Source organism: Erwinia sp., assembly GCF_049696395.1.
Classification (GTDB): domain Bacteria; phylum Pseudomonadota; class Gammaproteobacteria; order Enterobacterales; family Enterobacteriaceae; genus Erwinia.
The window spans coordinates 1-12,073 of record NZ_JBAVTT010000124.1 but is presented as its reverse complement, the minus strand read 5'-3'; the positions used below and the strand labels follow the sequence as shown (position 1 = coordinate 12,073).

Below are 12,073 nucleotides of genomic sequence, written 5' to 3'. Positions count from 1 at the left end.
AACCCTCAGTGCAATACTGGCATCGCCCCGGCGGGGTGAAGGAAACTCAGGATGCCTGGGTTGGTGCGTTGAAAACAGTGACAACGTTTTGAATCTTCAGCCTTGTGACAAGCCCTGGCATTTAGTGTGTTCCAGCGCTTTTAGTTGGGTCATGCGTTCGTCAGCGTGCTTCTGTGCAAGGCCTTTTGCAACGCCGTTACCGATACCAAAATCACCTATAACGCCCAGCACGGTCAGGCTGTCGAACTCGCCGGTTTTATCGATGGTCGCCTGAGTTTGCTTTTGCGTGGCAATTTCTGACTCCACGCCCGAGCAGTCGAGCGTAGTAGCCTGAACATTACTGACGGGTGGAGAGGAAGGATACTGTTTTAAGGCGCAGCCTGAGAGCAACAAAGACGCAGTGAATAAGCAAACTGACTTGAGCATAAAGTACCTGACCCGGGTTGAAGAACAACGTTGACCGGAACAGTATCCGCGATCAACATCTCATCCGATGCGATGAACAATTGGCTCATTTGCTGGCTTATTACACAATCGACCGGCTGGAGCGGTAACGTCATTCCCCCCTGCTCCAGCCGTCGATTCACTTAGTGCTTGATGATGTACAGAGTCCGGCTGTAGGCAACATCTTCAGGATTGGTGATGGGATAGCCTTTGACCCAGGGCTTGATCAAACGTCCATTGGTGTATTGATAAATTGGCGCAATGGGCGATTGATCCGCAATGATCTGCTCGGCACGGTTGTAATCGTCGTTGCGCGCTTCACTGTTGCTTTCCTGGCTGGCTTTATTCAGCACCGCATCGTATTCCGGGCTTTTGAATTTAGCGATATTTCCACTGTGAGTGGAGGTCAGCAGGCTCAGGAAGGTGGAAGGCTCGTTGTAATCACCGACCCACGAAGCGCGGATCACATCGAAGTTTCCGCTGTTGCGACTGTCGATGTAGGTTTTCCACTCCTGGTTTTGCAGCTTAACCGTCACCCCAAGATTCTTCTTCCACATAGACGCGACAGCAATGGCCACCTTCTGGTTATTTTCAGAACTGTTATACAGCAGGGTCAAATCCAGCGGATGCGTTGGACCATAGCCAGCCGCTGCCAGCAGGGCTTTGGCCTGCTCGTTCAGTTCTGCCTGCGAATGCTGCTGCAGGAAGCCGGGTTTAGGTTTAAAGCCAGCGGTAACGTCAGCCGTGAAGTGCCACGCAGGTTTCTCGCCGGTGCCCAGCACTTTCTCAGCAATGATCTTGCGGTCAATACTCCATGACAGGGCCTTACGAACCCGCACATCCGCTGTTGGCCCTTTAGTCGTGTTAAACGCGTAATAGTAAGTCCCCAGCTGATCCGGCGTATAGACCTGGCCCGGTAACTCCTTCTTCAGCAGGCTGTACATATTTTTCGGGAAGGACTCGGTGATATCAATATCATCCGAGCGATAGCGTTTGGTGGCGCTGGATTCTTCATTGATTGGCACAAAGGTGACTTTAGTCAGCACGCTGTGGGCGTTATCCCAGTAGTTATCGTTTCGCACCAGTACCAGCTTTTCATTGACCACACGATCCTGCAGCTTGTAGGCCCCATTGCCGACCAGATTCCCTGGCTGAACCCACTCTTTACCGGCTTTTTCAATCACTTTTTCAGGCACTGGATAAAGGCTGAAGTTGGCGGTCAGGCTGACAAAATACGGCACGGGTTTATCCAGCGTCACTTTAAGGCGGTGATCGTCCAGCGCGGTGACACCCAATTTATCCGGGGTCATTTCACCTTTAGTGATCGCCCCGGCATTCTGGATCCCGGCCAGTTCTGCAAACCAGGCAAAGGTTGACCCGATTTTAGGGTCGACTACTCTGCGCCAGCTATAAACGAAATCCTTCGCCGTGACCGGGTCACCATTCGACCATTTGGCGTCTTTACGCAGGGTAAAAATCCAGGTTTTGTTATCCGTTGTCTGCCATTGCGTGGCCACGCCGGGAATGATGTTGCCTTTTGCGTCCTGATTCGTCAGGCCTTCGAACAGATCGCGGATCACCTGAATCTCTGGCAAACCGACCGCTTTCGCCGGATCTAACGAGGCTGGCTCATCTTTTATATGACGGACAATTTCCTGACTTGAAGCCAGTGCCGTTCCGGGTGGAACGTCAGCAGCTGAAACAGAAGCAGTCACAGCCAGTGCCAGCAAAGCCAGCGTGAAACGGGATGAATTGTTCATCAGAGCACCTCAGCGTGGGGGCAATTAAACGAGCAGATTAACGGACTTTAGCGCAAATCGTTGATAGATAAATAGCATTTTTCGTTACACGGGTCATGGGTTCGAAAAACCGTGACCTGACAGCTCTTTTGTTCCCGGCCGGTTTACGCTAGCTTTAAGAAAACTGTTCAGGAGTGAATACCCATGTCCCCGATCCATCCGCGCCCGTTACGCGGCAAGCTAGATGCAGTCAGTAAGGTTTATGGTGCCTCCGTGTTGGGCGCGCCCTTGTTATGGTTCCCTGCTCCCGCGGCTGATGAGGACAGCGGGTTGATACTGGCGGGTACGCATGGTGATGAGACGGCAGCTGTAGTCACGCTGTCTTGTGCGATGCGCACCTTGCTGGAGCCTCATCGTCGTCATCATGTCGTGCTGGCGGTTAATCCCGACGGTTGCCAGCTTGGGCTGCGCGCCAATGCACGGGGCGTGGATTTGAACCGCAATTTCCCTTCGGCTAACTGGCAGCCCGGCGAAACAGTTTATCGCTGGAACAGTGAGGCGGATGAGCGCGATGTGGTGCTTTCCACTGGCGAGCGCTCAGGCTCTGAACCTGAAACTCAGGCTTTATGTGATTTGATTCATGCGTTGAAACCGAGCTGGATCGTCACTTTTCACGAGCCGCTGGCCTGCATTGAAGATCCGGATACCAGCCAGCTTGGCCACTGGCTGGCTAAGAAGATGGATCTGCCGCTGGTTACCAGCGTGGGTTATGCCACGCCAGGTTCTTTTGGCAGTTGGTGTGCAGACCTGAGCCTGCCGGTGATCACCGCTGAGCTTCCTCCCATCTCCGCCGACGAATCGACGGAGAAATATCTGGGGGCGATGGTCGATCTACTCAGCTGGCAGCCCTAAAACGTAATCCGGCCACAGCTGAAGGGCAAGGCCGGATCCACATCCACTGCCAGCCAGGTTGGCCCGTCCAGATCGATAAAGCGTGCCGAATTCACCAGTGGTAACGCCGCTGCGATCGCTCTGGAGGTACAGAGCATGCACCCCAGCATCACTTCAAAACCAGCTGCTTTGGCTTCCTGAGCCAGTGCCAGTGCCTCAGTCAGACCGCCGGTTTTATCGAGTTTAATGTTGACCATCTCATAGCGCCCTTTCAACCCGACCAGGCTTTCACGCGTGTGGCAACTCTCATCGGCACAAATCGGCAACGGATGAATAAAGTTAGCCAGCATGGCGTCCTCACCAGCAGGCAGAGGTTGTTCAAGCATGGCAACGTTGAGGTCAGCCAGCAGCTGGCAACGCGCCGCCAGTCCTTCGCTGTGCCATGATTCGTTTGCATCCACAATTAGCGTAGCCTCCGGCACGGCGGTTCTTATCGCTACCAGCCTTTCGGTGATCAAAGAGTTGTCCAGTTTGATCTTCAGCAGTCTGGCCCCGTTTTCCCACAGCGCCAGGGCTGAGCTGGCCATCATTTCAGGCAGATCAATACTGACGGTTTGCGCCATATCGACAATCAAAGGTTGACGAGTCTCGGTCAGATGCCACAGATCTGTCGCCAGTTTCCTTGCCTGCAGATCCCACAGCGCTGAATCAATGGCATTCCGGGCCGCGCCAGCAGGAAGAGCCTGCTGAAGTTGCTCACGGGTCATTCCTTGTTCCAGTTGAGTGAACAGCGTGGCGACTTGTGCCAGCACCGAGGCTTCGGTTTCGCCGTAGCGAGGGTAAGGAGTACATTCACCTACCCCTTTAATCCCTTCTTCCTCCAGCTCCACTACCACCACACCAGCCTCGTTACGTGATCCGCGAGCGATCACAAAAGGCGTGTGCAGTGGCCAGGCTTCCGGGTACACCTTTACTGCTCTCATCGACAAATCCTTATTATGGGGAAGAAAGTGAACAAGACCCCCTCACCATAGTCGTGACTGATCAGGTTTGGCAATCAGGGACCCGATTTCACAAATGACCGATCCTGTTTTAAAATAATAGTGGTTAAGCATTATTCAACAACAGTGAGGGAGGTTTGTTTTGTTAATGACTGACGAAGATCAGGAACACCACATCATGCTCGGAGAAGCAGCGATGAGTCTAATCTTCAGCAGGGAAGTGATAAATCCATCAGCACTACTGCAAAAACTTCAGGCAATGGCTGGTGACGAAGAGGATGACGAGCGGCTAATGCAGATCTGGCAGGCCAGAAACTGGCTCCTGAAGCAAAAATGCAGCCAGAACATCTCCCCTCATCAGGGCTGGCTAACCTCATCTGACAGCCACAACGATCCTGAGTCCCGCGGCGCTGATATTCGTCTGCGGCCCTCTCAGTCTGATGAAGCGGAAAATTAATCCGCTTGGGTTGGGGGTGGCGTCTCTGCGTCCCCCCAGCTTGTACAACTCTTCTAAGACTCCCTCCTGAGCAGACAAATCAGTGACTTTGCTGTACTGCACTGTCATAACACGCCTGTTACACCCGATTTAACCTTCCCGTAACTTATTGAAATAAAATAGCTAGCACTTTTTGCAAAAGATAGCACGCCAAGTCAACCCGGAATTACTGTACATGTTTGGATTAGATGTATAACTTTAACGCCGAAATCGTGGACACGACTTGAACTTTACGACTGAGGGGGCAGTGACATGCATCAGGGTGGATCAAATCCTAAGACTGAAAATGACATCAGTCGTTATTTCAATGAGGCCGTGTTGCCTTCCCAACAGGAAACATTGGGCCAGATAGTGGTAGAAATTTTGCGTTCAGGCAAAAATCTTAACCGTAAATCTATTTGTTCTAAACTGCTTAGAAGACTGGAGCTGGCTTCAGGCCCTCAGCAGGAGCAACACTACCACGAACTGATTGGTCTGCTATTCGGCCGCGGAGACTGAGTTTTAACGCATTCTCACTGATTCAGAGAAGTTGGTATGGATAGAAACGAAGAAGAAAAACTGATCGATATTCTCCTGGGCGAGGCGGTGTTGGTCTTGCTCAAAGAAGAAGCGGCTATCAGTAATGCCGCTCTTATCAAACAGCTTAAGCTATTGTCCGTAACGGAAACCCATGTGTTACGACAACGCGCTTACCGACTGGCGATAAACGAAGTCAGAAACTATACTTCGGCCGACATTTCGGTCACCAGTCATGACGTTCGGGATCGTGACCACAAACGGCACCTTTTTAACCACGAAGGGCCACCTGACGGCACCAAAAAACATTGATTTTTATTTTACTCTGGCAGTGAGCCAGTTTTTTTCTACTTACAAGGTCTAACACATGCAACAGCGAACCACAGAGTCCGAGATCCTCAAGTATTTTCAAGCTGAAGGGGACGTCCTGGCGCAGGAAACTGCCGTAATCGGCATGGTGATCAGAGAGATCGCCGCTAAAGGACAGCATGTAAATAACAAGGCCATTATCCTGAAGCTTATAGAGAAACTGGAAACGACTTCAGATGTTGTTCAACTGGATATCTACCGTCAGGCACTGGAAGTGGTTGTAGGGCGCACGCCAGACGACGCTTAAAACAGCGCAGAATTGCTAGCTTGGGGCTATCCAGGCTGGCAATTAATGGCTTAAAAGTTGAGATTTAATGAAAACTTTGCAGCAGATAGCGGAAAGCCTGTTGGTAGAGAGAGAGGAGATGCTTATCGTTAGTTTCCGTACTGTGGGCCTGCAGCATGATTAACACCGCCTTCTTATCAAGAGGCTCGCCAGCCTCAAGCAATGCAGACACCGCTTTTCCAATCACCGCATAAATTTCTGAAGGATAATCTTTCTCTATGCCCTGCACATCTCCTCCGTATCAATCTGGACCAACACCATACTTTATCATCTGACCGGTCTTAAAAGAACCCGGAATAAGCAGAAACAGATACTTCCTAAACCTGCTTCTCTCATTATAGACGATCTACAGAAATGCTGAATATTAATTCCGCCCTCTGCTGGTAAAATGTTAATTATAGTTAATTGATTGTTCGGAATATATTCTATCACCCACGAAGTCCTCTCCAGCCATCAGCTCTTCAACAGTCAAAATTTGAACGACATTCGCTTCCGAATAAAAATACTCTATACTGGAACCGCTGTCAGACAGTGACAGTCCACATCCCGCAGATATATAAGCAAATTTATGGAATCCCTGATGCTGTCAACTCTCCTCTATCGCAGCCACATTTGTGATGATGTTCCGGTCAAAGCACTGGAGAAGCTCCTGTTAAAAGCCAATAAAAATAACGCAGCACATGAGGTTACCGGGATACTGCTGTTTAACGGCACCCATTTTTTCCAGTTGCTTGAAGGCCCGGAAGCGGCCGTGCACGCCCTTTATGACCGTATTTGTCGTGACAAACGTCATCATAATCTGGTTGAAATGATGCGCGATTACGCCCCTTCCCGCCGTTTTGGTAATGCGGGGATGGAGCTGTTTGATTTGCGTCAGCACGATCGGGAAACCGTCCTTCAGGCCGTTATGGATAAAGGGACGTCAAAGTACCAGCTGACTTATGACGACCGGGCCTTGCAGTTTCTTCGCGGCTTTGTAGAGGCGAGGGAAAATGAAGAGTATTTCGAGATCCCCCAAGGCAATCTCTGGGAATTCGTCAGCGAGGAAGAACCGGAGGCGAATGAACGCTCTCTCCCGGACCAGGAATACAGTTTTGCCTTCCAGCCGATTATCGATCCATTATCACGCAAGATTGTCTCTGTTGAAGCATTGATGCGAAATGCTGAAGGCGTTAACCCGATCGAGTATTTCGCCCGATTACCCACTAACGAAATGTACGAGTTTGATTTAAGATCAAAAAAAGTCGCATTTGAGCTGGCAAAAAACATGGGTATTCAGGGCACTCTGTCCGTCAATCTGCTGCCCATGTCGCTGGTGATGGTGCCTGATGCGGTTAACTTTCTGCTTCAGGAAAGCAGTGCCAATGGTTTTGTGCCAGAACAGATTGTGATTGAGGTGACAGAAAACGAGGTTATTTCACGTCCTGATGAGTTCTCACGGGTGATTAAGCAGCTCAAGGCGGCAGGTTTCAGCCTGGCGATTGATGACTTCGGCGCCGGCTCCGCAGGCCTGTTGCTTCTGGCGAGATTCCAGCCTGATAAAGTGAAAATCGACCGTTATATTCTTGCAGATGTGCATGAAAGCGGGCCAAAGCAGGCGATTGTGCAGGCCATCATTAAGTGCTGTGAATCGCTGAATATCACGGTGATTGCTGAAGGTGTCGAGAAGCCTGAAGAGTGGATGTGGCTGGAGTCTGCCGGGATCAGCCTTTACCAGGGCTTCCTGTTTGCTCGCCCAAAACTTGAAGCCATCCCAGCCATTGCCTGGCCTGAATTCATTGAGCCCGATCTCTGATACGGTGTTTGTTACGGAATTTTCTGGGTACGATCGCCAGCATGGCATACACTCAGTGCTGGGTTTACTGCGCTTATAAGGAAAAATTATGTCTCAGACAGTTCATTTTCAGGGCAACCCGGTTGCCGTTGCAGGTCAGATCCCCGCTCAGGGTGAGGCCGCTAAGCCTTTTACACTGGTTGCGAAAGACCTTTCCGAAGTGTCGCTGACTCAGTATGCCGGAAAGCGTAAAGTGCTTAACATCTTCCCAAGCGTTGATACCGGTGTCTGTGCCACTTCCGTGCGCAAGTTCAACCAGTTAGCTGGTGAAGTGAGCAACACGGTGGTGCTTTGTATTTCTGCTGACTTACCTTTTGCCCAGTCCCGCTTCTGCGGTTCTGAAGGCTTAAGCAATGTGGTGACTCTCTCCACCTTGCGTGGCAGTGATTTTAAACAGGATTACGGTGTGGCGATTGCGGATGGTCCGTTAAAAGGCCTGGCTGCTCGCGCAGTGGTGATTCTGGATGAGCAAGACAAGGTGATTTACAGCCAGTTAGTGAACGAAATCACCACTGAACCAGACTATGACGCTGCCCTTGCTGCATTAAAGTAAGCCGCAACATTCGCTGAGTGGGAAACGGTTATTTCCTGCCCGGCAGGTCAAACTAAAGGGCGGAGGTGATTCCGCCCTTTTTTTATTTGTTTTCAGAATCGACTTTCTTTTGACTCAGACCGTATTCACGCAGTTTATTGGCAATGGCGGTGTGTGAGACGCCAAGTCGTTTAGCCAGCTTGCGCGTGCTCGGATAAGAAAGATAAAGCCGGGTTAAGATGGAACGCTCAAAACGGCTGGTGATCTCATCCAGTGACCCTTCCATCACTTCCTCTCCTAACGGCATATCCATAGCGAACTCTGGCAAGATGATGTCCTGCGGACGTAACTCATTACCTTCCAGCTGGGTTAGTGCGCGGTACAGAGCATTTTTTAGCTGACGCACGTTGCCAGGCCAGGTGTAACGGCTCAGGAACGCATTCAGCTGAGGCGAGAGTTTTGGCCTTGCCACGCCCTGCTCATCCGCAAAACGGGCCACGAACAGTTCAGTCAGCGGCAGGATATCCTGAGGACGGTCGCGTAACGGCGGTAAGTTAAGGGTCAGAACGTTCAGACGGTAGAATAAATCTTCACGGAATTCTCCGCGCTGCACCATCTCAGTCAGGTTCTTCTGTGTGGCACAAATGACCCGCACATCAACATGCACTTCATGTTCTTCACCCACACGACGGAAAGTGCCATCATTAAGGAAGCGCAGCAATTTTGTCTGCATCCGTGGCGTCATTTCACCAATTTCATCCAGCAAAACCGAGCCGCCACTGGCCTGCTCGAAGAACCCTTTCTTGCCTTCCAGCGCGTTAGGATAAGCGCCCGCAGCGTGACCAAACAGTTCGCTTTCTGCCACATCGTCCGGCAATGAAGCGCAGTTCAGCGCCAGGAACGGCTTTTTGCCGCGCGCACTGCGCAGATGACAGGCGCGGGCCAGCATATCTTTGCCGGTTCCGGTATCTCCCACAATCAGGAGCGGAGCATCAAGCATCGCCAGCTTGCGAGCCTGATCGACAACCTGACGCATTTTCGGCGTGACGGCCACAATGTGATCAAATTCGCTGTCATCATTCACGGCCAGATTTTGCAATTGCTGACCCATTCTGGCGGTGGATTTCAACATCACTACCGCACCGACTGGATTGACGGACTGATCGTGATCGCCGGCCGCGTAAATCGGGGTGATTTCCATCAGGAAATCGCGCCCCTGGATCACCACATGGTGAGCCTGAGGTTCGATACGCTCGCTCTCCAGCCAGCGCTGAAAATTGAATCCGGTAATCAAAGCACCGGCACCAAAGTTACGCATTTTCTCTTCGTTAAGTGAAAACAGCCCTTGTGCCGCCGGGTTAGCCAGCTCCACTTTGCTTTTCATATCGATAGAAAAAACGGGTTCCGGCAGTGCCACCAGCAATGCGCTGAGGGCACGATGTTCCCGCTCTGAAGGCAGGAAATTGACCGTTCTGACGTCGGTTACGCTGGGAATGCGGCGAATTTCGGCCATCAGCTGGCTGAACTGGTCGAACTCAACCGGGCTGAAGTTCAGGTAGATGCGCCCGATTGAGGCAATTTCAATTCCACGCAAATCGATGTTTCGCTCTACAAGGAGATCGAGCAGTTCGCGGGTAAGACCAAGTCGGTCCTGGCAAAATACTTCCAGACGCATGAGGGGCAACCTTCCATTATTCGGGCTTTGAGTGATGATACTGTATCGGCGGGAGCGCCAGAAGTGGTCTGGAAGGAAAAGTTGACAGGGACCGTGCTGAATGCGCACCAACCCAGCAATAGTCAGGGCTGGCGCGTAAACTTTCGGCTATTTTTCGGCGGTTACTGGCCCTTTTTGTAGGGTTTCTTTCAACTGCACAATCAAATCGCGGCGGAAATCACCCAACCGGGGTTTATCGCCTTCAATCCATGGCAGCGGACGGCACAATTCCATGGTCTTGATCCCTAACCTTGCCGTCAACAGCCCGGCACCAATCCCCTGTGCCGCACGAGCAGAAAAGCGCGCAGCCAGATCCTGCGACATCCAGTCCATTCCGACTTCCCGGACCAGCTCTGAAGCACCGGCAAAAGCGATGTTCAGTAAGACAAGACGGAACAGACGAATGCGGCTGAAGTACCCCAGCTCGATGCCGTAAATGGCAGCGATACGGTTGACCAGTCGCAGATTACGCCAGGCAATAAACGCCATATCCACCAGCGCCAGCGGGCTGACCGCAATCATTAAAGTCGATTCCGCTGAGCTGCGGCCAATTTCACGTCTTGCCTGACGATCCAGTACTGGCTGAACTAACTGGGCATACAGACCGACAATTTCCCGATCGTTATGGGTTTCATGCAGCGAGGCATGCCAGCGCTGAAGTGCCGGATGCCCCTGATCCAGGCCAGCCTGTCTGGCCAGCTTTTCACAGAACTCACGCCCTTTACCCATCCCGTGGCTGGTCAGTAATTCACGCGCCACATCCCTTTCCTCTGCACGCTCGCGCAGGCGATACAGGCGACGCCATTCGGCAATCAGCGAACCGGCCCCGGCAAACACAATCAAACCACCGGCTACACAGCCGCCCATGGCTATCCAGTCCTGCTGGATCCAGGCAGTGTGCGCCCACTGTACGCCCTGAGCGACCACGCTTATCCCCATCACTGCGAGACCAGCTTTCACCATCTTGCGCCAGAGACTGCGTTTTGGTCTGAGCGCGGCTTCAACTACGCGTTCACCTTCGCCCTCTTCTACGGGCTCAAGATCTGGATCTTCCGGCACGAAGACCGCGTTCTGTTGTTCAAAAGCCTGAGCCGCTTTCAAATTCGGCACCGTTTCGGCGTCGAGCGGTTTAGCAAAATCAATTCGCGGTTTAATCGGCGTAGTCATCGCAGTTTATCTCCCAGTAAAAACTCCAGTGCCGCATCCATCCTGATGTGCGGCAGTGGACGATCCACATCCAAATCCTGTGGCCGGAACTGTTCAAAATGGAATCCCTGTTGCTGCCAGAAAGCATTGCCCGGCAGGCGTGGCGGCACTTCACCTGGATAAACGGTAAGCGCTTCGTTATCCGCCAGACGGTGGCCCCGTAACGCAGGGATCTTCTCGCCCTGATGATCCACTAAGCCACTTTGGGTTGCCTGAACCGAGGCCAGACCCAGACAATCCATGGTGATGCCTTCAAAGGCGGCATTCTGCCACGCATCCTGAACCAGCTGCTGAAGCAGAGACACCAGGTTAGCGTGCTGATCGGCCGTAACGTGATCGGATTTTGTGGCGGCAAACAGCAGCTTATCGATCACCGGCGAGAACAACCGACGAAACAGCGTACGCTGTCCGTAGGAAAAGCTCTGCATTAGCTGTGTCAGCGCCAGCCGCATATCGTTGAAAGCCTGCGGGCCACTGTTTAAAGGTTGCAGACAGTCGACCAACACAATCTGGCGATCGAATTTCAGGAAGTAGTTTTTATAAAAACCTTTTACGACATGCTGACAGTAATAGTTAAAACGGGCGCGCAGCATGCCAATGTTGGTATTGGCATCGGCCTGCGCCAGCCGTGTTTCATTACTCTCGTCTACCTGCGGCCAGGGGAAGAATTGCAGCGCAGGCGCGCCCGCCATATCACCAGGCAGCACGAAACGGCCAGGCTGAATAAAATGCAGGCCCTCCTGCTTACACTTCAGCAAATAATCTGTCCAGGCCGCAGCGATTTCGCCCAGCCTGTTTTCATCCGCAGGAGCCAGAGGATCCAGCCCTTCGCACAGCGTTTTCCAGCGTTCCGACCAGCTGGCGCGATCGCCCTGCAGCAGCCCGGTCATCTGGCGGGACCAGCCAAGATAATCCTGTGCCAGCATCGGCAAATCCAGCAGCCATTCGCCGGGATAATCGACAATTTCCAGAAACAGGGTTGAGGTGTCTTTAAAATGCCGCAGCAAAGATTCCCTTGAGCGATAGCGAAGCGCCAGGCGCATTT

General features: G+C 52.1%; 14 protein-coding genes. 7 read left to right on the top strand and 7 right to left on the bottom strand.

All coding sequences use genetic code 11. The annotated features are described in order from the left end of the window. Positions 1-96: 96 nt before the first annotated feature. Both WCC56_RS15815 and WCC56_RS15810 read right to left on the bottom strand, forming a co-directional pair. The gene (locus tag WCC56_RS15815) at positions 97-426 is read right to left on the bottom strand and encodes a hypothetical protein (RefSeq protein ID WP_424693298.1); all 330 of its coding nucleotides are present in this window, start codon (positions 424-426) and stop codon (positions 97-99) included. A 161-nt stretch (positions 427-587) separates the two neighbouring features. Then, positions 588-2,204 carry a peptide ABC transporter substrate-binding protein gene (locus WCC56_RS15810; RefSeq protein ID WP_424693297.1) on the bottom strand — a complete coding sequence of 539 codons (1,617 nt, stop codon included), beginning with the start codon at positions 2,202-2,204 and terminating at the stop codon, positions 588-590. A gap of 183 nt (positions 2,205-2,387) precedes the next feature. Here WCC56_RS15810 and mpaA point away from each other — a divergent pair, with 183 nt between their 5' ends. After that, the gene (mpaA, locus tag WCC56_RS15805; protein ID WP_424693296.1) at positions 2,388-3,095 is read left to right on the top strand and encodes a murein tripeptide amidase MpaA; all 708 of its coding nucleotides are present in this window, start codon (positions 2,388-2,390) and stop codon (positions 3,093-3,095) included. On the opposite strand, the gene ycjG is transcribed toward mpaA, so the two are convergent. Next, a complete protein-coding gene (gene ycjG, locus WCC56_RS15800; RefSeq protein ID WP_424693295.1) occupies positions 3,092-4,057 on the bottom strand; it encodes an L-Ala-D/L-Glu epimerase in 966 nt (321 codons plus the stop codon). The two genes, mpaA and ycjG, sit on opposite strands and share 4 nt — an antisense overlap. Positions 4,058-4,223: 166 nt before the next feature. On the opposite strand from ycjG, the gene WCC56_RS15795 reads away from it, so the two are divergent. The 4 genes from WCC56_RS15795 to WCC56_RS15780 all read left to right on the top strand — a co-directional run bounded on the left by WCC56_RS15795 (position 4,224) and on the right by WCC56_RS15780 (position 5,703). Further along, positions 4,224-4,532: a hypothetical protein gene (locus WCC56_RS15795; RefSeq protein ID WP_424693294.1), complete on the top strand. Its 309-nt coding sequence runs from the start codon at positions 4,224-4,226 to the stop codon at positions 4,530-4,532. Between the two features lie 291 nt (positions 4,533-4,823). Further along, the gene (ycgZ, locus tag WCC56_RS15790) at positions 4,824-5,069 is read left to right on the top strand and encodes a regulatory protein YcgZ (RefSeq protein ID WP_424693293.1); all 246 of its coding nucleotides are present in this window, start codon (positions 4,824-4,826) and stop codon (positions 5,067-5,069) included. Between the two features lie 36 nt (positions 5,070-5,105). Then, a complete protein-coding gene (locus WCC56_RS15785; RefSeq protein WP_424693292.1) occupies positions 5,106-5,399 on the top strand; it encodes a hypothetical protein in 294 nt (97 codons plus the stop codon). A gap of 55 nt (positions 5,400-5,454) precedes the next feature. Beyond that, positions 5,455-5,703 carry a biofilm/acid-resistance regulator YmgB/AriR gene (locus tag WCC56_RS15780; RefSeq protein ID WP_424693291.1) on the top strand — a complete coding sequence of 83 codons (249 nt, stop codon included), beginning with the start codon at positions 5,455-5,457 and terminating at the stop codon, positions 5,701-5,703. 64 nt (positions 5,704-5,767) lie between these two features. Here WCC56_RS15780 and WCC56_RS15775 read toward each other — a convergent pair whose 3' ends face one another. Then, positions 5,768-5,971 carry a hypothetical protein gene (locus tag WCC56_RS15775; protein ID WP_424693290.1) on the bottom strand — a complete coding sequence of 68 codons (204 nt, stop codon included), beginning with the start codon at positions 5,969-5,971 and terminating at the stop codon, positions 5,768-5,770. 351 nt (positions 5,972-6,322) lie between these two features. Between WCC56_RS15775 and WCC56_RS15770 the strand changes: the two genes are divergently transcribed. Both WCC56_RS15770 and tpx read left to right on the top strand, forming a co-directional pair. Next, a complete protein-coding gene (locus tag WCC56_RS15770; RefSeq protein ID WP_424693289.1) occupies positions 6,323-7,537 on the top strand; it encodes a diguanylate phosphodiesterase in 1,215 nt (404 codons plus the stop codon). A gap of 88 nt (positions 7,538-7,625) precedes the next feature. Next, positions 7,626-8,129 (top strand): thiol peroxidase, encoded by a 504-nt coding sequence (gene tpx / locus WCC56_RS15765; RefSeq protein ID WP_424693288.1) that lies wholly within the window; start codon positions 7,626-7,628, stop codon positions 8,127-8,129. 82 nt (positions 8,130-8,211) lie between these two features. Here tpx and tyrR read toward each other — a convergent pair whose 3' ends face one another. The 3 genes from tyrR to WCC56_RS15750 form a co-directional block, all read right to left on the bottom strand. Beyond that, positions 8,212-9,783 (bottom strand): transcriptional regulator TyrR, encoded by a 1,572-nt coding sequence (gene tyrR, locus WCC56_RS15760; RefSeq protein WP_424693287.1) that lies wholly within the window; start codon positions 9,781-9,783, stop codon positions 8,212-8,214. A gap of 147 nt (positions 9,784-9,930) precedes the next feature. After that, positions 9,931-10,989, bottom strand: a complete 1,059-nt coding sequence (locus WCC56_RS15755) for a TIGR01620 family protein (RefSeq protein ID WP_424693286.1) — start codon at positions 10,987-10,989, stop codon at positions 9,931-9,933. Further along, positions 10,986-12,073: YcjX family protein (locus tag WCC56_RS15750; RefSeq protein ID WP_424693285.1), on the bottom strand; the 1,088-nt coding region annotated here is incomplete at its 5' end. The genes WCC56_RS15755 and WCC56_RS15750, both read right to left, overlap by 4 nt.

Coding starts and splice junctions, on each gene's coding strand:
- WCC56_RS15755 (WP_424693286.1), bottom strand. CDS start 10,989: ATGACTACGCCGATTAAACCGCGAATTGATTTTGCTAAACCGCTCGAC.
- WCC56_RS15780 (WP_424693291.1), top strand. CDS start 5,455: ATGCAACAGCGAACCACAGAGTCCGAGATCCTCAAGTATTTTCAAGCT.
- ycjG (WP_424693295.1), bottom strand. CDS start 4,057: ATGAGAGCAGTAAAGGTGTACCCGGAAGCCTGGCCACTGCACACGCCT.
- WCC56_RS15795 (WP_424693294.1), top strand. CDS start 4,224: ATGACTGACGAAGATCAGGAACACCACATCATGCTCGGAGAAGCAGCG.
- WCC56_RS15810 (WP_424693297.1), bottom strand. CDS start 2,204: ATGAACAATTCATCCCGTTTCACGCTGGCTTTGCTGGCACTGGCTGTG.
- ycgZ (WP_424693293.1), top strand. CDS start 4,824: ATGCATCAGGGTGGATCAAATCCTAAGACTGAAAATGACATCAGTCGT.
- WCC56_RS15785 (WP_424693292.1), top strand. CDS start 5,106: ATGGATAGAAACGAAGAAGAAAAACTGATCGATATTCTCCTGGGCGAG.
- WCC56_RS15815 (WP_424693298.1), bottom strand. CDS start 426: ATGCTCAAGTCAGTTTGCTTATTCACTGCGTCTTTGTTGCTCTCAGGC.
- tpx (WP_424693288.1), top strand. CDS start 7,626: ATGTCTCAGACAGTTCATTTTCAGGGCAACCCGGTTGCCGTTGCAGGT.
- tyrR (WP_424693287.1), bottom strand. CDS start 9,783: ATGCGTCTGGAAGTATTTTGCCAGGACCGACTTGGTCTTACCCGCGAA.
- mpaA (WP_424693296.1), top strand. CDS start 2,388: ATGTCCCCGATCCATCCGCGCCCGTTACGCGGCAAGCTAGATGCAGTC.
- WCC56_RS15770 (WP_424693289.1), top strand. CDS start 6,323: ATGCTGTCAACTCTCCTCTATCGCAGCCACATTTGTGATGATGTTCCG.